This window comes from Streptomyces iranensis (assembly GCF_017874715.1).
GTDB lineage: Bacteria > Actinomycetota > Actinomycetes > Streptomycetales > Streptomycetaceae > Streptomyces > Streptomyces iranensis.
Window position 1 is genome coordinate 13315 of record NZ_JAGGLR010000034.1, and the last position, 22526, is coordinate 35840.

Consider the following 22526-nt stretch of genomic DNA (forward strand, 5'->3'; position numbering starts at 1 on the left):
TCTCTGCGTACGTCCCTGCGGACCTCAAAACCTACCCGCAGGACCTGGGCCGGAACTGTGAGCCCCGTCGCGCGGCGTGCTGTCGGCCAACTTGCGCGGCCTGCCGCGGGCCGTCCCCGGCCCGGCTCACGGCAGCATCCAGCCCAGCAGGAACGACGACTGCGCGACGACGATCAGACACATCACCAGGAGCAGCGCGAGGCTCCACGGCAGCACCTTACGGAGCAGATCGCCCTCGCGCCCCTTCAGCCCGACCGCCGCGCACGCGATGGTGAGGTTCTGCGGGGAGATCATCTTGCCGAGCACCCCGCCCGAGCTGTTGGCGGCGGCCAGCAGATCCGGGGAGAGCCCGGACTCGCGGGCGGCGGTCACCTGGAGGGCGCCGAAGAGGGCGTTCGCGGAGGTGTCCGAGCCGGAGACGGCGACACCGAACCAGCCGAGCACCGGGGAGAGGAAGGCCAGCCCGGCCCCGGCGGCCGCGACGAAGTGACCGATGGTGGCGGCCTGCCCGGAGAGATTCATGACATAGGCGAGCGCGAGCACCGAGGTGACCGTAAGGATCGCATGACGCAGTCCGCGCACCGTGGCCGTCCACTCCCGCAGGGCGTCGCCCGCGGTCACCTTCAGCACGGCCGCGGTGGCCACCCCGGCCACCAGCACCAGGGTGCCGCCGGTGGCGATCAGCGGCATCGAGAAGACATTGGCGCCCACCGCCTTTCCACCGGGGTCGGCGACGTCCAGGAAGGGCCAGTCGAAGGTGCGGGTGGCCTTGGCCAGAAAGTCCTTGACCGGGCCGATCTGAGCGATGGAGAAGATCGCGACGATGAGCGCGTACGGGGCGTAGGCGCGCACCACCTCCCGGCGCGGGTCCTCACGGTCCAGGTCGTCGCTCCGTACGCCGGTGAGCACGGCGGCGCGCACCGGCTCCTCGGCCGGGCGGCGGGCGGCGGGCACGGCCATCAGCACGGCCGCGCCGACCAGTGCCGCCGCGATGTCGGCGAGCTGGACGGAGAGGTAGTTGGAGACGGTGAACTGGGCGATGGCGAAGGCGACCCCGCAGGCGAGCGCGGGCACCCAGGTCTCGCGCAGCCCGCGCCGCCCGTCGACGATCGCGACCAGCAGCAGCGGGACGACGAGGGCGAGCAGCGGGGTCTGCCGACCCACGACGGAGGCCACGGAGTCCAGCGGCAGCCCGGTGACCTGAGCGAGCGTCACCACCGGGGTGGCCATGGCGCCGAAGGCGACCGGCGCGGTGTTGGCGACGAGCGCCACGACGGCGGCGCGCACCGGGTCGAAGCCGAGCGCCACGAGCATGACCGAGCAGATCGCCACCGGCGCGCCGAACCCGGCGAGCGCCTCCAGGAGCGCACCGAAGCAGAAGGCGATGACGAGGGCCTGGACGCGGGGGTCGTCCGAGAGCCGGCCGAAGGAGCGGCGCAGCACGTCGAAATGGTCGGTGCGGACGGTCATCCGGTACACCCACAGGGCGTTGACGACGATCCACAGGATCGGGAAGAGGCCGAAGAGCGCCCCTTGGGCGGCGCTGGAGACGGTCTGGCCGACGGGCATCCCGTACGGGAGGCAGGCGACGAGGGCGGCGACGACGAGCCCTATGGGGCCCGCGTAGTGGGCGCGCATCCGCACCCCGCCGAGCAGGACGAGGACGGTGACGAGGGGAAGGGCGGCGACGAAGGCGGACAGGGAGAGTGAATCGGCGACGGGGTCCAACTGCTGCACGAACACACGGGCCTCCCGGCATGGGCCATCCCTGGAAGGTCACATCCGTGATGCGGAAACGGAGGACCCTGGGGTGCAGGCATGGTCGTGTCCGCGCCAAGTCGCAGTCAATGCTCCGTCAGCAAGTGATCCCGGGGAACGCCGCGGAACGCGGGAAGATCGCGGAGAAAGCGGGTCAGGGTACGCGCGAGGGGCACGGGAGATCGCGGGAAGGTCGCGGAAGATCACGGGAAGGGCCGCGGGAAGATCACGGGAACGGTCACGGGAGATCGCGGGAGATCGCGGGAGATCGCGGGAGATCGCGGGAGATCGCGGGAGATCGCGGGAAAGATCGCGGGAAAGGTCGCGGGAGACCGCGGGGAGGGCTGAGGAAGATCGCGGGAGACCGCCGGAGCGAAGGCCGATCAGGGTTCGGGCGACCGCAGGACCCGCAGATGGCCCCGGCGCGCGACCTCACGCGGATCGCCCTCCCGGCCGCCGTGACCGCCTCCGGAGCCCCCGGAACCGGCCGCCGCCCCCGCCGCGCGCTCATGCGGGCGGGCGGCCTCGCGGACCGCGTTGGCCAGCGCCTCCAGATCGTCACCGCTGGGCCGGGGCGGACCGCTGTCGACGGCGAGCCGGACGACCTCCCAGCCGCGCGGGGCGGTCAGCCGCTCGGAGTGCTCCGAGCACAGGTCGTAGCAGTGGGGCTCGGCGTAGGTGGCGAGCGGCCCGAGAACGGCGGTCGAATCCGCATAGACGTACGTCAGCGTCGCGACGGCGGGGCGGCCGCAGGCGGTGCGCGAACAGCGACGTACAGGGCTCACGACGTTGGACGGTACCGCACTCTTGAGCGGGCCGCGACGACTCTCCACCAGCTCACTCCGCCGTGTCGTCCCGGTTCGCACCGTGCACCCGAAACGTGAACTTACTGGCTGACCAGCGTTGACCTCCGACGCGGCCAGAACCGCCGACAACGAATCCGGTCAGCACTCGAACCGAGAGAGATCATCCTGAGCCACGGAAGCGACTCAAGAGACGTCCGTTTTTGGACCCAAGCATGGCTGGAATGCTCATTTGACGACATCCGGCACGGCTGTCCGGTAAGCGCATGAGGGCGGGTCGGCGACGGCTACCCTCGGAGTGATGACCAGGCCCGTACACCCCCACCAGTCCGAGCCGCGTCCCCGTCGTCGCGATCGCCACGGACGAGGTATGCGCGGCCCCATCGCGCCTCCCCAGGTGCCGCTCTCGGTCAGCCGCGCGGAGTCCTTCGTCGATCTTGTGCAGGACTCGGCGGAGCGGCTGGAGAGACGCTGGCCACAGTTGTCCGGGGTCGACTTCACGGTGCTCGAGGTGCCCACGTCGGGGCTCGGCGGCCCGGGGTCGGGCGGTGGCCCGGACGGGCACGGCGGGACGGACGGCTGGGACGGCGAGTCCGTGCCGCTCGGGCGCTTCATCGCGGCCCGCGGGGACGTGCCGGACCGGATCGTGATCTACCGGCGCCCGGTCGAGATCCGGGCGAAGAACCGGGACGAGCGGGCGCTGCTGGTGCACGAGGTCGTGGTCGAGCAGGTGGCGGAGTTGCTGGGGCTGGCGCCGGAGTCCGTGGACCCGCGGTACGGGCAGGAGTAGCCCGCGGTACGGGCGGGGGCAGCGGGCCCCGTATACGGGCGGGGCAGCGGGCACCCCGTAGCGGGCAGCGGTGATGCCCCGGGACACTACGCGCCCCAGGGCGGGCAGCCGAGGCCCCAGCCCCGGCCCAGTCGTCGTTGGGGCCCCCGGCTCCGCCCTAGTCGTCGTTGAGCAGGGACAGGTCCTGGCCCGCCTCGGGCACCGCGACCGTGCCCCGGTCGTCCGGCAGCGACTGGATCGTGAACATCGGCACCCCGTCCTGCGACAGCGCCAGCATCCGCGAGGCGTGCACCGGGCCGCCGGAGAGCCGCTCGACCGTCACCGCGTACGGGCCCTTGCCCGAGGCCGGGCGCGGTGGCTCCAGGGCCTTGGTGGTGCCGCCCTTGATCTCGTAGGTCTTGCTGACCGGGCTGCCGCCCCCGGCGCCCGCCGAGGCGGTGACGCGCACCTTGGCGGACGCGCGCGGCGCTACCAGGGAGAGCGTGGAGCCCTTGGTGCGGTTGTCGGCCGCGGTGGCGCTGCGCTCGATCGCGGCGGTCGCGGGGATGAACGCCGTCTCCTGGTCGCTCCCCTTGCCCCGGGTCACCTGGAGCGCGGCCACGACCGGTGTGGCCGGGCCCCCGCCGCCCTCGGGGGTGAGCAGCAGCGAGCCGGGCTCGCCCTTGGTCACGTCGCCGAGGTCGATCGCGGTTGTCATCCCGCTCTTGACGTGCAGCGACTCATGTCCGGCCGGGGTGATCGCGTTGTTCGGCCCGGCCAGCCGCACCTTGAGGTCCGCGTCGTCGGACCCGGGCGCGAAGACGATCAGGCGGGCCGAGGTGGCGTCCTTGGGGATGCCGGGGATCGCGACGCTCGTCGAGGGCACGGCGGAGGCGGGGAGCCAGTCGCCGCCGGCCTTCTGGTCCACGGCCTGCACGGCCGCCCCGATCCGGCCGGTGCGGGCCGTCACATGGAGCGAGGCGGCGGCCGCCCGCTGGTCGGTGAGGGTCGAGAGCAGGACCGGGACCGTGGAGCGGGGCGGGACCGTGATCGCTTCGTCGGTGGAGGGCTTCAGCCGGCCGCTGGGTCCGTAGAGCTTCAGGTCCACCTCGGCCGCGGCGTCGTCAGGGTTCGTGAGATGGACGAAGTCCTGGCGGTTCCGGTCGGTGCTGACGCCGGGGAGCCAGAAGTCCGTGTCGGGCGCGGTGCACGCGGTGCCCAGGAGGCCGCGCCCGCTCCCCGCGTCGATCGTGGTGGTCTGCTGGACGGTCCAGCCGGGCGCGAAGCGGCCGTCGGCGGTGCCGATGAGCGCTGGCGCGCCCGCGCTGCTCTCCTCGGTGGTGACGGGCTTGCCGGGCTCCTTCAGGGGCAGCACGGGCTTGTCGCCGCCCGGCGCCGTCCGGTCGCCCTTCCCGCCGTCCTTACCGTCCTTACCGTTCTTGCCGTCGTCCTTACCGCCGTCGTCGCCGCCGGGATCCGTTGTGTCGTCAGCGGGGTTCTGGGCGGGCAGCAGCTCGGCGCCGCCGTCCTTGGCGTCCGCGCCGTCCCGCTTGGGCGTGTACGCGGTGTAGGTGGTGTTGCTCACGTCCGAGGAGGAGGGCGTCGGGCACAGCAGCGTCGAGCGCTGCACGGGCAGCCGGGTGGCGGCCTTCGCGGAGGCGTCCGCGTCGTCGGAGGAGCCCCCGGTGAGGGCCGCGACGCCGGTGATGGCGGCCAGCGCCGTGGCGGCGCCGATCAGGGACAGGGTGGTGCGGTTCATCGCTGCTGATCGCTCCCGTCGCGGCGGTCCTCGGGGTCGGCGCCGCCGTACGTCGTGTCGCCCTGCGGGGGGTAGCCGCCGTCGGCATAGGGCTGCTGCTGGTCGTAGCCGTAAGGGTCGGCGTACTGGCCGCCCGCGTACGGGTCCGCCGGGTACTGGCCCTCCTGGTAGCCGGCCGGATAGCCGGTTTCCTGATAGCCGCCCTGGTAGCCACCGGCCGGGTACTGGCCGGTGGAGTACTGGCCCGCGTAGCCCTCGCCCTGGTACTGCTCGCCCTGGTACTGGTCCCCCGCGTACTGCTCGCCCTGGTACTGACCGGCCGGGTACTGGCCGTATCCGGCGTCGGCGTACGTCTGCGCGTCCCACTGCTGCCCGTACTGCTGCTGTTGCGGCACCGCCGCGTACGGGTCACCGGCGGCCGTCTGATCGCCGTAAGGGGCGTTCGCCATCGCGTTGTCGCCGTAAGGGTCGCCCATGGCGGCCGGCTCGGCGGTCGGCCGCAGCGGCGGCTCACCCGGCATCGGCGGCATCGGCGGCCCGCCCTGCATGGGCGGCTCACCCGGCATCGGCGGCTCACCCGGCAGCGGGGGAATCTCGCCCGGCTGCCCCGGCATGGCATCCACGGTGGCCGGGTCCGTCTCCGGCCGCCCCTTGGCGCCCCCGTCCTGCGCGGCCTGCGCCGCCTGCGCCTCCGCGGCGGCCCGCAGCCGCCGCGCCCGGCGGCCGTCGCCCGCCAGGTCGTCGGCGGTGACGGCGGCTGCCGCGCCCTCCGCGTCCGGCATGTCGTCGTCCACGTTCCGGCGGCGGCCCGGCAGCGCGAGCACCAGCAGCACGACCGCGAGCAGCCCCTGCGCCCACACCCATGCGGTGTGTGTGATGGGCGTGTCGTAGGTGAGGTCCAACCGGCCGCCGCTCGCCGGGAGTTCGAAGCCCTGCGCCCAGCCGTCGACCGTCGTCGGCTTCAGCGGCTTGCCGTCGAGCGTGGCCTGCCAGTCGGGCGCGGACCGGTCGGCGATCCGCAGCACGCGCCCGGCCGCGCCGTCCGGCACCGTGGTGTGCGCCTCGACGGGGCCGGAGGCCACGTGCACCGGCTTGGCCGCCGCCCCGCCCGCCGGGCGGCCCGAGGACTCGGCCGGGACGATGGAGACCCGCGAGACCCGCTGGTCGACCCGCCACAGCACGCCGCCGTGCTCCCGGCTGAGCTGGGTGAGGCCCGGGGTCGCGTTCAGCACCCGCTCCATCTCGGGCGGCGTGCCCTTCTGGACGTACACATAGCGCACCGCGTAGCCGCCGAGCTGACGGGTCTGGTCGGCGCCGGAGCCCGCGATCAGATTGGCCACCACACCGTCGAGCCGGGTATCGGAGCCGCCCGCCGCCGCGAGTTCACCGTCGCCCAGCCGGGCGCCGGAGCCGCGCACCAGGGCGTAGTCGGCGTGGGCGGCGCTGCTGTCGTCGCCGAGCACCAGGGTGCGGGCCTGGTCCTCGGTGGCGCTCTCGGCCGCCACGAACGCCGGGACCTGCGAGGGGTCGCGCCGTCCCACCGGGCCGTCCGCGCCACCCGTCATCCAGGTGACGGCGGCGTACAGCGGCGCGACGACCGTGGCGACCGCGATCAGCAGCGCCACCGGCTGGCGCCAGCCGAAGCTCTGCGCCGCCACCCGCTCCCGCGCGTCCTCGGCGCCGACCACGGCGGCGGTCAGCAGCGCCAGGCCGTAGACGAGGGTCGCGGGCCCGGCCCAGCCGGAGCCGCTCGTGAGCGCCGCGAAGAGGAAGCCGGTGAGCGCCACGGCCCACGCGGTGCGCACCACGGTCTGCCGCTCCCCGCGCATCAGGGCGGCGAGCGCGGCCAGGACGAAGCCGAGCAGCAGCAGCGTGCCGCCGCCGTTGGGGCCGCCGGGGCTGAGCGCGAGCAGGTCCAGGGCGGACGCGGACCCGGCACCGCGGTCCAGCCCGGCCTCCTCGAGGAAGCGGGCCGGGTCGGTGACGAGGTCCAGCGACCAGGGGGCGAGCACGATGAGCGGGGTGACGACGAGGCTCAGGAACCGCAGCCCGTACCCCATGAGCTGCTCGGTACCGCCCTGCCGGTGGCGCAGCACGAGCACACCGGCGCCCAGGAGGAGCGCCATCGGCCAGACGACCGGGGTGAAGGCCATGGTGAACGTCAGCAGCAGCGCGTACGCCCACGTCGCCCGCCAGCTCGGCAGCCGCGTTCCGTTGCCGGTGAAGCCCGTCGCGGCGGCCGCCGCCCGAGCCATCAGCGGCAGCAGTACGGCGAGCACGGCGGTGCCCAGCCGCCCGCCCGCGAGCGCCCCGGTCGCGGCCGGGAGGAAGGCGTACGCGACGCTGCCCCAGGCGCGCAGCAGCCGGGACTCGACCAGCGGCCGGGAGGCGAAGTACGCGATGAATCCGGCCAGCGGCACCGAACACACCAGCAACAGGGTCAGCGTGAAGCCCGTGGAGCCCAGGAAGACCGTGGCCAGCGAGGCGAGGGCGGCCAGATACGGCGGCGCGGACTGCGTGCCGCCGGTGCCGACCGGATGCCAGCCGTCCACATAGCTCGACCACAGCTCGGAGACATGGGCGGGCGCGGGCAGCAGGGCCCCGCCCGCGAGCGCGCCGGCGCCGAGCAGATCCCGGCAGGCGACCAGCGAGACCACCAGCAGCACGAGGAAGAGCATCGGGCCGGGCTTGCGCGCGATCCGCTTGAGCCGGGCGAACTGCTCGATCTCCAGGAAGTCGGCGTCGTCGCCGCCGGGCCCGGACTCGACCGCGCCATGCCGCCCCCCGGAGGACAGCTCGGGCTCGGAACGGCCACCAATATTGCTGGCGACTTGCTCGACCGTCGCCCTTACGGTCGCGCCGGGCGGCGGGAAGAGCGGCCGCAGCTCGCTCGGCTCCGTCGCGGGGCGGCCTCTGCGCTTACGGGCGGCGAGGATCCGCCCCGGCCGCAGCAGCACGCCGAAGAGACCGGCGACCTCGTCCAGGGCCTGTCCCGGCACCTTGCCCACGAGGTAGGCCAGGGTGCGCAGCAGCGTGCCGAACAGGAGCCGGAGCATCACGTAGGGCAGCACCGCGCCCCGGGTGTTGACCAGCAGGGTGTAGACGGCGCCCGCCTTGTCCACGCGATGCGGATTCGCGACGGAGCGCCCCACGCAGTCGATGGGCCGCCGCTCGCGCGCGGACGCCTCCGCGTGCCGCAGTACGGCGTCCGGGGCCACCAGCACCTGGTGCCCGGCCGCCTGGGCGCGCCAGCACAGGTCGACGTCGTCGCGCATCAGGGGCAGCCGGGAGTCGAAACCGCTCAGCTGCTCCCACACATCGCGGCGCACCAGCATGCCCGCGCTGGACACCGACAGCACCGGGCGCACCTGGTCGTGCTGGCCCTGGTCCTGCTCGCGCCGCTCCAGGCCGGTCCAGCGGCGCCCGCTGCGGGCAATGCTGACGCCGACTTCGAGCAGCTGCCGGCGGTCGTACCAGCCGCGCAGCTTGGGTCCGACGATCGCGGGCTCGCGGTTGGCGGTGAACTCGGCGTCGACCACCCGCAGCAGCTCGGCCAGGGCATCGGGCTCGGGGGCGCAGTCGTCGTGCAGCAGCCACAGCCACTGGACGGGCTCGCCGTGCGGCAGCTCCGGCATGTCGTACGCGTCGTCGCGCCAGGTGCGGTTGACGGGATCCCAGCCGCTGGGGCGCTTGAGGTAGGTGAGCTCCTCGGGGCCCAGCACGGGGGCCGTACGGACCGCTTCGGCGACGGCCGTGCCGAAGCCGCTGCGGCGCGCCATGTGCAGCACCCGCTCCTCGCCGAGGGTCTCGGTGAGCAGCCGGGCGGAGTCGTCGGCGCTGCCGGTGTCGGCCGCGATGACGCTCTGGACCGGGCGCTCCTGGCCGAGCAGACCGGACAGCGCGTCGGGCAGCCAGCGGGCGCCGTCGTGGGCGACCAGTACGGCGGTGACGACATGACGCGGATAGGCCGGTGTCTGAACCGGTTCTTGAGCGGGCGCAAACGCGGCGGTGGCGGCCGGGTATTGGGCCGCCGGGTGGCTGTGCACGGACATCGAGGTACGGGCCCCGGTTCGCTGGACTGCGGTGGACGCGCGCGCCCCATGGGGGCGTTGGAGCGTCTCGGACGGGGCCCCACACTAACGGCTGCGTATGCGACCGGTCCGCCTCCCGTCGCCATGGGCTCGGGGGCGGACCGGTCGCGGTGGCTCACTCCGCCGTGAACTGTGCGGATATGTCAGCGCGGGTCATGCGGTTCTGCCAGGTCCGGCGGGTCCGGCGGGTCCGACGGCCCTGAAGGCGGGCACGTCGGATCTGGCGGATCTGGCGGATCCCAGACGCCGTGGGTCAGACGGCGGCCTTCTTCAGGCGGCGGCGCTCGCGCTCGGACAGACCGCCCCAGATGCCGAAGCGCTCGTCGTTGGCGAGGGCGTACTCGAGGCACTCGGAACGGACCTCGCAGGCGAGGCAGACCTTCTTCGCCTCACGGGTGGACCCGCCCTTTTCCGGGAAGAACGACTCGGGATCGGTCTGGGCGCACAGCGCGCGCTCCTGCCAACCGAGCTCCTCGTCCGCCTCTTCGACCAGCAGTTGCTGGAACAACTCGGTCATGTGCGCCCCTCGTCTGTCTTTGCGTCCCCGTGCCTGATGCCGTTGGTGAAGCGGCAGAACGACACGAGTGAAATTACAAGTGTGCCGATCCAGGCCAGTCAAGCCGAGATCTGCTATTGGACCTCTTATTCACTCTGCAGAACCAAGGCTGCGCGGAAAGTGTTCAAATCGGCCTAAACGCGACACCTTCCCCATCCATTGCCTGGGATCCCTCCTCTCACTCACTGAGGAGGACGCCATCGGCGCCGGTCCCGTTGCATCGCGCGGGAGATGGTGCGGAGTGGGCGGGATGGTGCGGGAGTGGGCGGGATGGTGCGGGAGTGATACGCGTTGATGCGCCGTGTGACCAATACAACGCGCGCACAAACCTTTCTGCCTCCACAGCGACCGGATGAGGTGAACCTTGACCTGAAACGTGAGATGAAGTTGACAGCGGCGCGGCGATCCGGGTCTCCTTGGTCGCATGTCAGTGACCCACGCGCCCCTGCCGACCCGTGACCACGGGTTCCGCTGCGCTGTGCGGGCTCGCTGTCGCTGTTCGAGCTGTTGATGCCTCCTGAGCTCCAGCCTTCTCCGCGTTCCGCACGCGGCGTCTCGTACTGAGACCGCACACCGCGTCCAGATCGCACCTCGCGTCCTTACCGCGCCCCTCCCGCCGCACCGCGTCCTTACGGCGCTCTTTCCGCGCCCTTCCCGCCCGAGGAACCCCACCGCATGAACAGCGACGTCCAGATCGCCGGTGACCCGCTCGCCATCCCGCATCTGCTGCCGCCCGTACCCGCGCACCCCTCCACCGTCTCCGCCTTCGCGGGCCTGGCCCGCACCATCGCGGCCGACCGCGACGGCTGGGCGCCCCTCGTCCAGTACGACGCCACCAGCCGCTGGTACCACCGGCTGCGCACCGGCCCCGGCTATGAGGTGTGGCTGCTCAGCTGGGTGCCCGGACAGGGCAGCGGGGCCCATGACCACGGCCGCTCCTCCGGGGTGCTGACCGTGCTCCAGGGCGAGCTCACCGAGCGGGTGGGGACGCGCGGCGCGCGGCATACGCTGCGCGCCGGCGCGCAGCGCGTCTTCGCGCCCGGTTATGTGCACGACGTGGTCAACGACGCCCTCGAACCTGCCGTCAGCCTGCACATCTACTTCCCCGGGCTGACCGAGATGCCGCTGCACCCCACCCAGAGCGCCGAGTTGCCCGCCGGGGCCGGGGCGGACGCGCTGGGCGCCCTCGGCGGCTGAGCCGCCCCGAACGCCCCCGATGTCCGGGGCTGCTGCAAGACTGTCCTCCATGCGCATTGTGGTTCTGGCAGGCGGTATCGGCGGCGCCCGTTTCCTTCGCGGTCTGATGTCGGCGGCTCCGGACGCCGACATCACCGTCATCGGGAACACCGGCGACGACATCCACCTCTTCGGCCTCAAGGTCTGCCCCGACCTCGACACCGTGATGTACACCCTCGGCGGTGGCATCCACGAGGAGCAGGGCTGGGGCCGGGCCGACGAGACCTTCACCGTCAAGGAGGAGCTGGCGGCGTACGGGGTGGGGCCCGAGTGGTTCGGTCTCGGCGACCGCGACTTCGCCACGCACATAGTCCGTACGCAGATGATCGGCGCCGGCTATCCGCTGAGCGCCGTCACCGAGGCGCTGTGCGCCCGGTGGCAGCCGGGGGTGCGGCTGCTGCCCATGACGGACGACCGCGTCGAGACCCACGTCCTGATCGACACGGCGGACATCGGCGGCTCCGCCGCGGGTGACGGTGAAGGCCGTAAGGCCATCCACTTCCAGGAGTACTGGGTGCGGCTGCGCGCCTCCGTGCCCGCCCACGCCGTCGTGCCCGTCGGCGCCGACCAGGCCAAACCGGCGCCCGGCGTCCTGGAGGCCATCGCCGACGCCGATGTCGTCCTCTTCCCGCCGTCCAACCCGGTGGTCAGCATCGGCACGATCCTCGCCGTACCCGGCGTGCGCGAGGCCATCGCCGACGCCGGGGTCCCGGTCGTGGGCCTGTCCCCCATCGTGGGCGACGCGCCCGTGCGCGGCATGGCCGACAAGGTGCTCGCCGCCGTCGGCGTGGAGTCCACCGCCGCCGCCGTCGCCAAGCACTACGGCTCCGGGCTGCTGGACGGCTGGCTCGTCGACACCGTCGACGCGGGCGCGGTCGAGGAGGTCGAGGCCGCCGGGATCCGCTGCCGGGCGATCCCGCTGATGATGGCGGACCTCAAGGCCACGGCGGCGATGGCGGCCGAGGCGCTGGCACTGGCGGAAGAGGTGCGGGGATGACGGAACACGCGTCGTATCAGGTGTGGGCCCTGCCCGGGATGCCCGAGGTGCGGCCCGGTGACGACCTCGCCAAGCTGATCGCCGACGCCGCGACCACGGGCGGTCTGCCGGGGCTCGCGCACGGCGATGTGCTGCTGGTCACCTCCAAGATCGTCAGCAAGGCGGAGGGACGCGTCGTCGAGGCGGCCGACCGCGAGGCGGCCATAGACGCCGAGACGGTACGGGTCGTGGCGCGGCGCGGCCGTACGCGGATCGTCGAGACCCGCCACGGTCTGGTCATGGCCGCCGCCGGGGTCGATGCCTCCAACACCCCCTCCGGGACCGTCCTGTTGCTCCCCGAGGACCCCGACGCCTCGGCGCGGGCGATCCGGGCCGGGCTGCGGGAGGTGCTCGGCGTGGAGGTCGGCGTCATCGTCACGGACACATTCGGGCGGCCGTGGCGGACCGGGGTCACCGACGTCGCCATCGGCGCGGCCGGGGTGCGGGTCCTGGACGATCTGCGCGGCGGAGTCGACGCGTACGGGAACGCGCTGAGCGCGACCATCGTCGCCACCGCCGACGAGCTGGCCGCCGCGGGCGACCTGGTCAAGGGCAAGGCCGAAGGGCTGCCGGTGGCCGTATTGCGGGGGCTTCCGCAGGTGGTGGCGTTCGAGGGGCTGGACGGGGTCGAGGGGTCCGATCGGCGGGGGGTCGATGAGGACGGGGGCGCGCGGGCGTTGGTGCGCGGGGCCGCGGACGACATGTTCCGGCTGGGCACCTCCGAGGCCGTACGGGAGGCGGTGACGCTGCGCCGTACGGTGCGGGAGTTCACCGATGAGCCGGTGGACGGCGCGGCGGTGCGGCGCGCGGTCGCCGCGGCCGTCACGGCGCCGGCGCCGCACCATACGACCCCGTGGCGGTTCGTCCTGCTGGAGTCGGAGGAGTCGCGGACGCGGCTGCTGGACGCGATGCGGGACGCCTGGATCGCCGATCTGCGCGGGGACGGCTTCTCGGAGGAGAGCATCACCAAGCGGGTGCGGCGCGGGGATGTCCTGCGCAAGGCTCCGTACCTGGTGGTCCCGTGCCTGGTCGCCGACGGCGCCCACACGTATCCCGATCCGCGGCGGAACACGGCGGAGCGCGAGATGTTCGTGGTCGCGGCCGGGGCCGGGGTGCAGAACCTGCTGGTCGCGCTGGCGGGTGAGGGGCTGGGCTCGGGGTGGGTGTCGTCCACGATGTTCTGCCGCCCGGTGGTACGCGAGGTCCTGGGCCTGCCGGACGACTGGGACCCGATGGGCACGGTCGCGGTCGGCCAGGCGGCGGTGCCGCCGGTGGCGCGGCCGGAGCGGGGGGTCGAGGGGTTCGTGGTGGTGCGGTAGGTGTGGGGGGGTGGGGGGCTTTGGGGGCTTTGGGGGCGGGGTGTCTGGGGTTGGGGATGTCTGGGGTTGGGTTCTCTGGCGTCGGGTTCTCTGGGGTTGGGGTTGCCTGGGGTTGGGGTTGTGCGGGCCGGTTGCGCGGTGGGGTCGCGTGCGCGGGGGTTGGGGGCGCGCGTTGTGCGGAGTGGGAGTGCGGGTGCGGGGGCGGTTGCTGGGGTGCGCCTTGGGGTTGGCCGGGGGTGGCTGAGGTGGTGGATGGGGGTGGCTGGGTGCTGTGGGGTGGGGTGTGCGGTCGGTGGTGTGGCGGGTGCGCTGCCGGTGTGTGGTGGGTGCCGAACCGGTCGGGCGGGGGTGGGTCGTAGGGTGGCCGCGTGTGTGTGAGACGTATCTGGAGTCCCCCGGGCCCCTGTGATCTCGCGCGTAACCTCGGTGTGCTGCAGCGAGGGCCCGGGGATCCCGCGTTCCAGGTCGGCGCGGACGGCGCGTTCTGGCGGGCGAGTCGGACTCCGGCCGGGCCCGGGACCCTACGGATCGCGCGCAAGGGCGCGGACGTCGAGGGGCGGGCCTGGGGGCCGGGGGCGGAGTGGCTGCTGGACGGGCTGCCCGCCCTGCTAGGGGCGGACGACGATCCGTCGGCGTTCGTGCCCCGCCATCGGCTTGTCCACGAGGCGTACCGGCGTCACCCCGGCCTCCGGCTCATCCGGACCGGGCTGGTCCTGGAATCCCTGATCCCCTCGATCCTGGAGCAGAAGGTCACCGGCGTTGAGGCGTACCGGGCCTGGCGGCTGCTGCTCCAACGCCATGGCGAGCCCGCGCCCGGCCCGGCGGAGGAGATGCGGATGCGGGTCATGCCCGATCCGCGGGGCTGGGCGCTGATCCCGTCATGGGAGTGGCATCGGGCGGGCGTGGACGTCAAGCGCTCCTCGACGATTCTGCGGGCGGTGCGGGTCGCTCGGCGGCTGGAGGAGGCCACGTCCATGGACCTTGCCGCTGCCTTGGCCCGGCTGCAGGTGATACCGGGTATTGGGCCTTGGACGGCGGCGGAGACGTTGCAGCGCAGTAATGGGATGCCGGATGCCGTTACGGTTGGTGATCTGCATTTGCCGGGGATTGTCGGGTATGCGCTTACGGGGGTGCGGGGGGCGGATGATGAGGCGATGCTTGAGCTTTTGGCCCCTTATGCGGGGCAGCGGTATCGGGCGGCGCGGCTGATTTTGTTGTCCGGGCGGACGCCGCCTCGGCGGGCGCCTCGCTTGGCGGTGCGGGACTTTCGGGGGATGTAGGGCCTGGGGGATAGGGCTCTTGGGCGCGGTCGCCGTCGCCGTCGCCGTCGCCGGGTGCGGGGCCGTGGGCGCCTCCGGCGGTGAGCCCCCACCCCGCCCCTTCCCGAAACGATGGGGCTACGCCCCCTCGGCCCCCGCCGGGGCTCCGCCCCCGGCCCCGCTCCTCAAGCGCCGGACGGGCTGGAATGCGAGGCTCCGCCCCCGGCCCCGCTCCTCAAGCGCCGGAGGGGCTGGGGCTGCGGGGCTCCGCCCCGGACCCCGCTCCTCAAACGCCGGAGGGGCTGAGTTTCCGCTCCCAAACGCCGGAGAGGCTGGGGTCCCGCCGGGGTCAAGTTCCCACCGGCCAGGTTCCCGCCGGGCGGGCTGAGTTCCCGCCAATGGGCCGCGTTCCTGCCGTGCAGACTGGGTCCCGCCGGGGGCCACGTTCCCGCCGGGCCGACTGAGGTCCCGCCAATGGGCTGGGTTCCCGTCGTAGGCGGCTGAAGTCGCGCCAATGGGCTGGGTTCCCGTCGTAGGCGGCTGAGGTGGTGGCCGGGGGGGTGGGGGCGGCTATGGGGTGCACGGCGGATCTTTTCCCTCCCCTCCCCTCCCCGCAGATCGAGTTGCGGCTCCGGCGCGTGGCGGTCCGGGGGCTGGGACTGGGGCCCAGTTTCGGGAAGGGACGGGGAGGGGAGCAGCCCGCCGCAGGCGTCACGATCCGTCGGACATGCCCTAGCCGTCAGGGCGTCACTGGTCGGACGAGAAGCGGACCGCGCCAGCCGGGATGTCGGCTCCGCACCACACCCGGACGCCGTCTCGTAGCTCGTTGTCGGGGCCGACGAGGGCGCCGTCGCCGACTACCGCGCCCTGGAGGACCGTGCGGGCGCCGATTCGGGCGCCGGCGCCGACGAGGGAGTCGTGGACCTGGGCGCCCTCCTCCACGATGGCGCCCTCCAGCACCGTGCTGCCGTCGATGCGCGCACCCGCGCCCACCCGGGCCTGGCGGCCGATGACCGTGCCGCCGCTCAGTTTGGCGTCGACCGCGACCAAGGCGCTGTCCAGGACGAGGCGGTCCCCGCAGCGGCCCGGCACGGCCGGGGAGGGGGCACGGCCCAGCACCAGGTCCGCGGAGCCGCGGACGAACGCCTGGGGGGTGCCCAGGTCGAGCCAGTAGGTGGAGTCGACCATGCCCTGGAGGTGGGCGCCCTCCGCCAGCAGACCGGGGAAGGTCTCGCGTTCCACGGAGACGGGGCGGTCGGCGGGGATCGTGTCGATGACCGAGCGGTTGAAGACGTACGCGCCCGCGTTGATCTGGTCGGTGACGATCTCCTCGGGGGTCTGCGGCTTCTCCAGGAAGGCGGTGACCCTGCCCCGTTCGTCCGTGGGCACCAGCCCGTACGCGCGCGGGTCCGGGACCCGGGTGAGGTGCAGGGAGACATCGGCGCCCGTCGTGCGGTGGTTGTCGACGAGGGCGCGGATGTCGAGGCCGGTGAGGATGTCTCCGTTGAAGATGAGCACCGGGTCGTCGGGGCCCGAGCGCAGCCGGGAGGCGACATTGCGGATGGCGCCGCCGGTGCCGAGCGGTTCCTCCTCCGTCACGTACTCCAGGTGCAGACCGAGCGAGGAGCCGTCACCGAAGTACGGCTCGAAGACCTCCGCCAGATAGGACGTGGCGAGCACGATGTGCTCGACCCCGGCGGCGCGGGCGCGGGCGAGTTGGTGGGTCAGAAACGGAACGCCGGCCGCCGGGACCATCGGCTTGGGGGTGTGCACCGTCATCGGGCGCAACCGGGTTCCCTTGCCGCCGACCAGGAGGATCGCCTCTGGCGATGGCGTTGCTGGCGCATTGGTCACGTACGTCTCTGCTTCCTGCTGGGGCTCGCCGGTCGGCGGCCAGTGTATGCAGATCCCCGGACCGCGCCCGGTCAGCGCCCCTGGAGGCGGGCGGCTGTCTTCCGCACCGAACCGAGCTTCTTGTAGAGACGCTTGCCGGGGCACTCGGTGGCAAAGCCGTCGCGGTGACCTGCGATCACATGGAGCTTTACGTTGGCGCCCTTTTTGTACTTGTTGCCGCCGCCCGACACCAGATGTGTCGTACCGCGCGGATTCCGCTTGAAGAGACCCAGTTTCCACGCGGTGAGCTTGGCGACGGCCTTCACGGCCTTGGCCGAGGGCTTCTTGGAGGTGAAAGTGCCGAGGACGGCGACGCCCATGCTGTTGGTGTTGAAGCCCAGCGTGTGCGCCCCGCGTACGGCTTTGGTCACCCCGCCGGAGCGGCCTTCGTAGATTTTTCCGCACTTGTCGATGGTGAAGTTGTAGCCGTAGTCACGCCATCCCAGGCTCTTCACGTGGTAGCGGTAGATACTGCGCAAAACGGAGGGCGCTTGTGAGCAGCTGTAGTTGTTGCCCGTCACGGTGTGGTGGATGAAGGCGACCTTCACGGTCTTGCTGTAGACATGGCCCGTTTCGCGGATCTTCTCGTCGGCACCCCAGCCCGCGCGCGTGACGATGCCGGGCCGCGGCGCGCGGTAGCGGGCAGCGCCCGCATTGACCGCCTCGGCGTCGGCCTCGGCGTCGGCATCGGCATCGAGCGCGCTGGGCGGCGGGGTAGTGGATACGGAGGATGAGGAGGGTCCGGGGGTCGGCTTCGCGGACGACGTAGGGGGCAAGGATGGCCTGGCGGACGGCCGCGACGACCCGGAGGCCCCCCAGGACGGCCGTCCCGGCGAACCCACCACCGTCGGCTTCGCGCCCGGCCTCGAACCCGGCCTCGCACCCGCCGACGCCCCACCCCCGGCCGTCGGCACCGGATGCCCGGGAAGCGCGCGGAGTGAGGCCCGGCCCGGCCCCGGCGGCGGCGCCGGGGGCTCACCCGGGTCGACCAGCTCCAGCCGCAGCCCGGACGGCAGCGCCGCCGACCCCGCGCCCACCGTCGCCGACCCCGCGCCCCCCGCCCGCGCGTCCGCCGTCGCCGACCCCGAATCCGCCGTCGCCGACCCCGCGTCCCCCGACCCCGCATCCGCCGTCGCCGACCCCGCGCCCCCCGCCCCCGCATCCGCCGTCGCCGACCGTTCCGGCCGCACCCGCGCCTGGACGGCGTCCGAGGCGCCGACCCACAGCGGCGCGGTGCCACCGCGGGCCCGTGCGCCGCGGAGTTCGGGCGAGTCCGGGTCGGGGGCCTCGTCCCCGTACGGCAACAGCTCGCGCCACGGCGACCACGCGCCCCCGACCGCACGGGTACGCACCTGCACCCGGCCGCGGAGCTCCGCGGCGGGCCGGTCCCAGACGACGCCGACGAGCGAGAACGGCCGCACGCCCGACGCGGTGACGCCCCGCTCGACCGCGGCGTCTCCGCGCCCGGCGGCCACACCCCGGTCCGGTCCGCCGCCCACGAGCGAGTGCAGCGAGTGCAGCGAGTGCGACGGGCGCAGCGGCAGCGACTGCGTGGAGCCGGCGGCGACGGTCCGCTCGGTCCGGGCGTGGGCGGGGCCGGGGTGCAGGGCGAGGGGAAGGGCGAGGGCAGCGGTGCACGCGACGCCGATCGAGGATGCCAGGTATGCACGCATGATTGAAATCGTCTACATAAGGGGACAAACCTGTCCATTCGGAAGAGCGCGCACGTCGCGGACCGTTCGGTGACCCGGACCCCACCGACCCCATCCGCGCCGCATCTTCGGCGCGTAGGCTTGCGCGGGTGAACGCCACCGATCGCACCCCCGCCGACCTGCTGGGATCCGCGCTCGACGCGGATCCCTCCCGCCCGCTCGTGACCTTCTACGACGACGCCACGGGCGAACGCGTCGAACTCTCCGTGGCCACCTTCGCCAATTGGGTGGCGAAGACCGCCAATCTCCTCCAGGACGATCTCGCCGCCGCGCCCGGCGACAGATGCGCGCTACTGCTCCCCGCCCACTGGCAGACCGCCGTGTGGCTGGTGGCCTGTTCCTCGGTCGGGGTCCTCGTGGACATCGGGGGCGACCCGGCCTCCGCCGACCTCGTCGTCAGCGGCCCGGACAGCCTCAAGGAGGCACGGGAGTGCTCCGGGGAGCGGGTGGCGCTGTCGCTTCAGCCGCTGGGCGGCCGCTTCCCCCAGCTGCCGGAGGGGTTCGCGGACTACGCCGTGGAGGTGCCCAGCCAGGGCGACCGCTTCGCCCCGTACTCCCCCGCGGACCCGTATACGCCCGCGCTGGCCGTCGGCGGTGTGGAGCTGACGAGCGCCGAGGTGGTGGAGCGGGCGGGCGCCGACGCCGCCGGGCGGGGGCTCGGGCCCGGTTCGCGGATCCTGTCGGGGCTGTCGTACGGCACCTGGGAGGGGCTGTCGTACGGGCTGTACGCGCCCCTGGCCAGTGGCGGCTCGGTGGTGCTCTGCCGCCATCTGGACCGGCTGGACGAGAAGGGGCTGGCCGGGCGCAAGGAGAGCGAGCGCGTCACCGCCACCACGCCCTGAGACCACGGCCGCCACTACCTCCTGACGCCACACCCACACTCACACCCACCACGCCCTGAGCTCACACCCACACCCACACCCACCACGCCCTGAGACCACGGCCGCCCCCAACCCAGCCTCAATCCCTCCCCTGACCCGTCCGGCGGACCGAGAGCCGAGTCCACGGGCCGCGCCGCCCACCCCGCGCGATGATCTACGGATACGTACAACCATGTACGGGCTTCGCATGTCTGTTCCGTTAATCGGTATCCCGGCATGCGATGCCGCTCCGCCCCCCGGGCGGAAGACGGGTGGGAGGACGCGGACGTGACGACCGACAGCTCTGAGCCTGCGCCGAGACGCAGGCGCCGCTGGCCGCGCGTCCTCGCGCTGGGCGTGGCCTTGCTGGTGCTGTCGGTCGCCGGGGCGGGGTGGTGGTTCTACGAGCGCCTCGACGGCAATATCCGCACCGATACCCGGACCGCGAACGAGCTGAAGAAGTACGAGGCCGAGCGGCCGGTGTCGGTGGTGCGGGACGCGCAGAACATCCTGCTGATCGGCTCCGACAACCGGGGCGGCAGGGGCAACGGCAAGTACGGCAAGGACACCGGCACCCAGCGCTCGGACACCACGATCCTGCTGCATCTGCAGGCCGGCGGGAAGAGCGCCACCGCCGTCTCCATCCCGCGCGACCTGATGGTGGACATCCCGGCCTGCGAGGGGCCGGACGGAAAGCGCACCCAGGCCCGGTTCGCCCAGTTCAACTGGGCGTTCGAAGCCGGTGGCGCGGCCTGTTCGATCCGCACCGTCGAGAAGCTGACCGGCATCCGCGTCGACCACCACATGATCGTGGACTTCAGCGGCTTCAAGCGGCTGGTGAACGCGGTCGGCGGGGTGGAGATGTGCCTGAAGGAGCCCGTGGACGACACCGACGCGCATCTGAAGCTGCCCGCGGGCCGTCAGGTCCTCCACGGCGAGCAGGCCCTCGGCTATGTGCGCGCCCGGTACAGCATCGGCGACGGCAGCGACACGGAGCGCATCGGGCGGCAACAGGAGTTCATGAGCTCGCTTGTGAAGAAAGTGCAGAGCAATGGTGTGCTGCTCAATCCCGCGAAGCTGTATCCGGTGCTCAACGCCGCGACGTCCTCGCTGACCACGGATCCGGGCCTGGATTCGCTCAAAGATCTGTACGCTCTGGTGCGCGGGGTGCGGGACATCCCCCGGGACAAGATCCGCTTCCTCACGATCCCGCGGCAGCCCTACACGTACAACAAGAACCGCGATGAGCTCGTCCAACCCGATGCCGACCGCCTGTTCCGGCAGTTGCGGCTGGATCGGCCGGTGCCGGTGTCCCACGCCGTCACGGCCTCGGCGGGCGGCGGACCGAAGGCCGCCGACCTCACCGGGTACCAGGGGACGACCGCGGCGCGCGGCATCTGCGAGTAAAAGGACCATAAGGGCGGCCCATGATTCGTGAAGGATCAGATAAGGATTGGGCAGATTGCCCAGTTGTAGGGAAGTGGAATTTGTCACCGGCGTCGCTTGACGCTGATCTGGACGGATAGTGTGAGCGATCCGGTGCGCTCTACGAGGTGGCCGCGCACTGCATGAAGACAGATGGAGCGCCTTGAGGGGGAGGCGCCGCGTGGCACCGACGGAGGACACAGGCGACCGTGGACGCGCAAGGCCCTGGCGGGGCGGGTGACTTCGACCCAGCCGATCAGTGGGTGTTCGACCCGAATACGGGCAACTACGAGCTGCGGCTGAATCCCGCCGAGACATCGGCGGACGACACCACGGAGCTGCGACGGGTCTCCAGATCGTCGAGCGATGACGGCACCACCGGTTCCGAGCCCAGAGGGCGCCGCCGCGCGGCCAAACGGGAGGCGGAGAAGGAGAAGGCGACGGGCCCGGTCAGCCGTCGCAAGCCGAAGCCGAAGAAGTCGAAGACGAAGAAGGCGCTCTACTGGGGCAGCGGCACCCTGGCCTTCCTGCTGGTGGGCGGTTCGGCCGCGGCGTACTTCGTCTATCAGCACCTGAACAACAACATCAGCAAGGTCGACGTCGGCGAGAACAACGCCGCGGTCTCCGACGGCCCGATGAACATCCTGCTGATCGGCACCGACCGCCGGGACGGCAAGGGGAACGAGGGCTATGGCGACGCGGGTAGCGTCGGCCACGCCGACACCACCCTGCTGTTCCACGTCTCCGCGGACCGGTCGAACGCGACGGTGCTGAGCTTCCCGCGCGACATGATCACCGACATCCCGGACTGCACCGTGAAGGAAGACGGCCGGCGGAAGAAGATCCAGGGCGAGGACGAGGTGCGGTTCAACACCAGTCTGGGGCAGGAGGGCCGCGACCCCGGCTGCACCTGGCAGACGGTGGAGAAGATCACCGGGCTGGAGGTCGACCACTTCATGATGGCCGACTTCAACGCGGTCAAGAGCATGTCCACGGCGGTCGGCGGGGTGGACATCTGCCTCGGCAAGGACATCAACGACCCCAAGTCGCACCTGAACCTGAAGAAGGGGCGGCATACGGTCAAGGGCGAACAGGCCCTGGCGTTCGTCCGGACCCGGCACGCCGTCGGCTTCGGCGGTGACCTGGACCGGATCAAGCTCCAGCAGCAGTTCCTGAGCTCGCTGATGCGCAAGATGAAGTCCAGCGGGACGCTCTCCAGTCCGGGCAAGATGTGGGACCTGGCCCAGACCGCCACCAAGGCGCTCACCGTGGACACCGGGATCGGCACCGTCTCCAAGCTGGCCTCGCTGGGGAAGAACCTGAGCAAGGTCGATCTCAAGAACGTCACCTTCGCCACGGTTCCGGTCGTCGACAACACCGACGGTGCGACCGTGCTGCTCGACAAGACCAAGGCCGAGCCGCTGTTCTCCATGGTCCGGCAGGACGTCTCGCTGACCGAGGTCAAGAAGAAGGAGAAGGCGGCCAAGGACAAGCAGGCGGAGCGGCTCAAGGGGCCGAAGGCCGATCCCGCCGACGTCCGGGTCAAGGTGCTCAACGGCAGCGGACAGTTCGGCGCCGCCCAGGAGACCGTCGACTGGATGCAGAACACCGAGGGGATGTCCCGCACCAGCAACGGCGGAAACGCTCCGTCAGAACTGAAGAAGACGACGCTGGAGTACGCTCCCAACCAGGCCGACCAGGCGCGTCGGCTGGCCGACAGCATGGGGCTGCCCGCCTCCGCCATGAAGGAAGGCACGAAGGACGCCGAGCCGATGGCGGAGATGACCCTGACGCTGGGCGCGGACTTCAAGGGCGCCGGCACACCGATCTCCGCCCCGTCGAAGGCGCCGAAGGACATTCAGAGGGTCGAGGCCGACGACAAGGACGTCTGCGCCAAGTGACCGTCGCCGGCCAGCGGATCCACCCTCGTCCATCGGGCCGGACGACCGAGAGACTGCGGGGAGGGCCCGATGCGGCAGAGCAGTGTGCGGGGGGAGAGAGGGCGGCGGGCCACCGTTCCCGAACCACGTGAGCGCGGTGAGGACGACAG

15 protein-coding genes are annotated in these 22526 nt (G+C 72.3%); 8 read left to right on the forward strand and 7 right to left on the reverse strand.

The window, feature by feature from the left end:
• Positions 1 to 126 precede the first annotated feature (126 nt).
• Together J2Z30_RS44015 and J2Z30_RS44020 are read right to left on the reverse strand one after the other, a co-directional pair.
• Positions 127 to 1743, reverse strand: a complete 1617-nt coding sequence (locus J2Z30_RS44015) for an L-lactate permease (protein ID WP_044574401.1) — start codon at positions 1741 to 1743, stop codon at positions 127 to 129.
• Between the two features lie 398 nt (positions 1744 to 2141).
• A complete protein-coding gene (locus J2Z30_RS44020) occupies positions 2142 to 2591 on the reverse strand; it encodes a DUF3499 domain-containing protein (protein WP_020870815.1) in 450 nt (149 codons plus the stop codon).
• A 340-nt stretch (positions 2592 to 2931) separates the two neighbouring features.
• On the opposite strand from J2Z30_RS44020, the gene J2Z30_RS44025 reads away from it, so the two are divergent.
• Positions 2932 to 3351 carry a metallopeptidase family protein gene (locus J2Z30_RS44025; protein ID WP_044574399.1) on the forward strand — a complete coding sequence of 140 codons (420 nt, stop codon included), beginning with the start codon at positions 2932 to 2934 and terminating at the stop codon, positions 3349 to 3351.
• A gap of 157 nt (positions 3352 to 3508) precedes the next feature.
• On the opposite strand, the gene J2Z30_RS44030 is transcribed toward J2Z30_RS44025, so the two are convergent.
• The 3 genes from J2Z30_RS44030 to J2Z30_RS44040 form a co-directional block, all read right to left on the reverse strand.
• Entirely contained in the window at positions 3509 to 5089 is a 1581-nt protein-coding gene (locus tag J2Z30_RS44030; RefSeq protein ID WP_044574397.1) for a DUF5719 family protein, read from the reverse strand.
• Complete coding sequence (locus tag J2Z30_RS44035) at positions 5086 to 9141, reverse strand: glycosyltransferase family 2 protein (RefSeq protein WP_044574395.1); 4056 nt, start codon at positions 9139 to 9141, stop codon at positions 5086 to 5088. The genes J2Z30_RS44030 and J2Z30_RS44035 overlap by 4 nt, the downstream gene beginning before the upstream one ends.
• Positions 9142 to 9433: 292 nt before the next feature.
• A complete protein-coding gene (locus J2Z30_RS44040) occupies positions 9434 to 9697 on the reverse strand; it encodes a WhiB family transcriptional regulator (RefSeq protein ID WP_004952403.1) in 264 nt (87 codons plus the stop codon).
• A gap of 714 nt (positions 9698 to 10411) precedes the next feature.
• Between J2Z30_RS44040 and J2Z30_RS44045 the strand changes: the two genes are divergently transcribed.
• The 4 genes from J2Z30_RS44045 (at position 10412) to J2Z30_RS44060 (ending at position 14607) form a co-directional block, all read left to right on the forward strand.
• Positions 10412 to 10933 (forward strand): cysteine dioxygenase, encoded by a 522-nt coding sequence (locus tag J2Z30_RS44045; RefSeq protein WP_044574380.1) that lies wholly within the window; start codon positions 10412 to 10414, stop codon positions 10931 to 10933.
• 49 nt (positions 10934 to 10982) lie between these two features.
• Positions 10983 to 11969: a 2-phospho-L-lactate transferase gene (cofD, locus tag J2Z30_RS44050; RefSeq protein ID WP_044574378.1), complete on the forward strand. Its 987-nt coding sequence runs from the start codon at positions 10983 to 10985 to the stop codon at positions 11967 to 11969.
• Positions 11966 to 13327, forward strand: coding sequence for a coenzyme F420-0:L-glutamate ligase (locus J2Z30_RS44055; protein ID WP_044574374.1), 1362 nt, complete (start codon positions 11966 to 11968; stop codon positions 13325 to 13327). Before cofD ends, J2Z30_RS44055 begins: the two co-directional genes overlap by 4 nt.
• 368 nt (positions 13328 to 13695) lie before the next feature.
• A complete protein-coding gene (locus J2Z30_RS44060) occupies positions 13696 to 14607 on the forward strand; it encodes a DNA-3-methyladenine glycosylase family protein (RefSeq protein ID WP_078956843.1) in 912 nt (303 codons plus the stop codon).
• A 726-nt stretch (positions 14608 to 15333) separates the two neighbouring features.
• Here the strand turns inward: J2Z30_RS44060 and manB are convergent.
• Together manB and J2Z30_RS44070 are read right to left on the reverse strand one after the other, a co-directional pair.
• Entirely contained in the window at positions 15334 to 16440 is a 1107-nt protein-coding gene (gene manB, locus J2Z30_RS44065) for a mannose-1-phosphate guanylyltransferase (protein WP_078956842.1), read from the reverse strand.
• 71 nt (positions 16441 to 16511) lie between these two features.
• Positions 16512 to 18152 (reverse strand): peptidoglycan recognition protein family protein, encoded by a 1641-nt coding sequence (locus J2Z30_RS44070; protein WP_044574367.1) that lies wholly within the window; start codon positions 18150 to 18152, stop codon positions 16512 to 16514.
• Positions 18153 to 18280: 128 nt separating this feature from the next.
• On the opposite strand from J2Z30_RS44070, the gene J2Z30_RS44075 reads away from it, so the two are divergent.
• The 3 genes from J2Z30_RS44075 (at position 18281) to J2Z30_RS44085 (ending at position 22377) form a co-directional block, all read left to right on the forward strand.
• Positions 18281 to 19033 carry a TIGR03089 family protein gene (locus tag J2Z30_RS44075; protein WP_044574364.1) on the forward strand — a complete coding sequence of 251 codons (753 nt, stop codon included), beginning with the start codon at positions 18281 to 18283 and terminating at the stop codon, positions 19031 to 19033.
• A 306-nt stretch (positions 19034 to 19339) separates the two neighbouring features.
• A complete protein-coding gene (locus J2Z30_RS44080; RefSeq protein ID WP_052701529.1) occupies positions 19340 to 20458 on the forward strand; it encodes an LCP family protein in 1119 nt (372 codons plus the stop codon).
• 227 nt (positions 20459 to 20685) lie between these two features.
• Positions 20686 to 22377: an LCP family protein gene (locus J2Z30_RS44085; RefSeq protein ID WP_044574358.1), complete on the forward strand. Its 1692-nt coding sequence runs from the start codon at positions 20686 to 20688 to the stop codon at positions 22375 to 22377.
• Positions 22378 to 22526 lie beyond the last annotated feature (149 nt).

Coding starts and splice junctions, on each gene's coding strand:
- J2Z30_RS44070 (WP_044574367.1), bottom strand. CDS start 18,152: ATGCGTGCATACCTGGCATCCTCGATCGGCGTCGCGTGCACCGCTGCC.
- J2Z30_RS44055 (WP_044574374.1), top strand. CDS start 11,966: ATGACGGAACACGCGTCGTATCAGGTGTGGGCCCTGCCCGGGATGCCC.
- J2Z30_RS44030 (WP_044574397.1), bottom strand. CDS start 5,089: ATGAACCGCACCACCCTGTCCCTGATCGGCGCCGCCACGGCGCTGGCC.
- cofD (WP_044574378.1), top strand. CDS start 10,983: ATGCGCATTGTGGTTCTGGCAGGCGGTATCGGCGGCGCCCGTTTCCTT.
- J2Z30_RS44045 (WP_044574380.1), top strand. CDS start 10,412: ATGAACAGCGACGTCCAGATCGCCGGTGACCCGCTCGCCATCCCGCAT.
- J2Z30_RS44035 (WP_044574395.1), bottom strand. CDS start 9,141: ATGTCCGTGCACAGCCACCCGGCGGCCCAATACCCGGCCGCCACCGCC.
- J2Z30_RS44025 (WP_044574399.1), top strand. CDS start 2,932: ATGCGCGGCCCCATCGCGCCTCCCCAGGTGCCGCTCTCGGTCAGCCGC.
- J2Z30_RS44040 (WP_004952403.1), bottom strand. CDS start 9,697: ATGACCGAGTTGTTCCAGCAACTGCTGGTCGAAGAGGCGGACGAGGAG.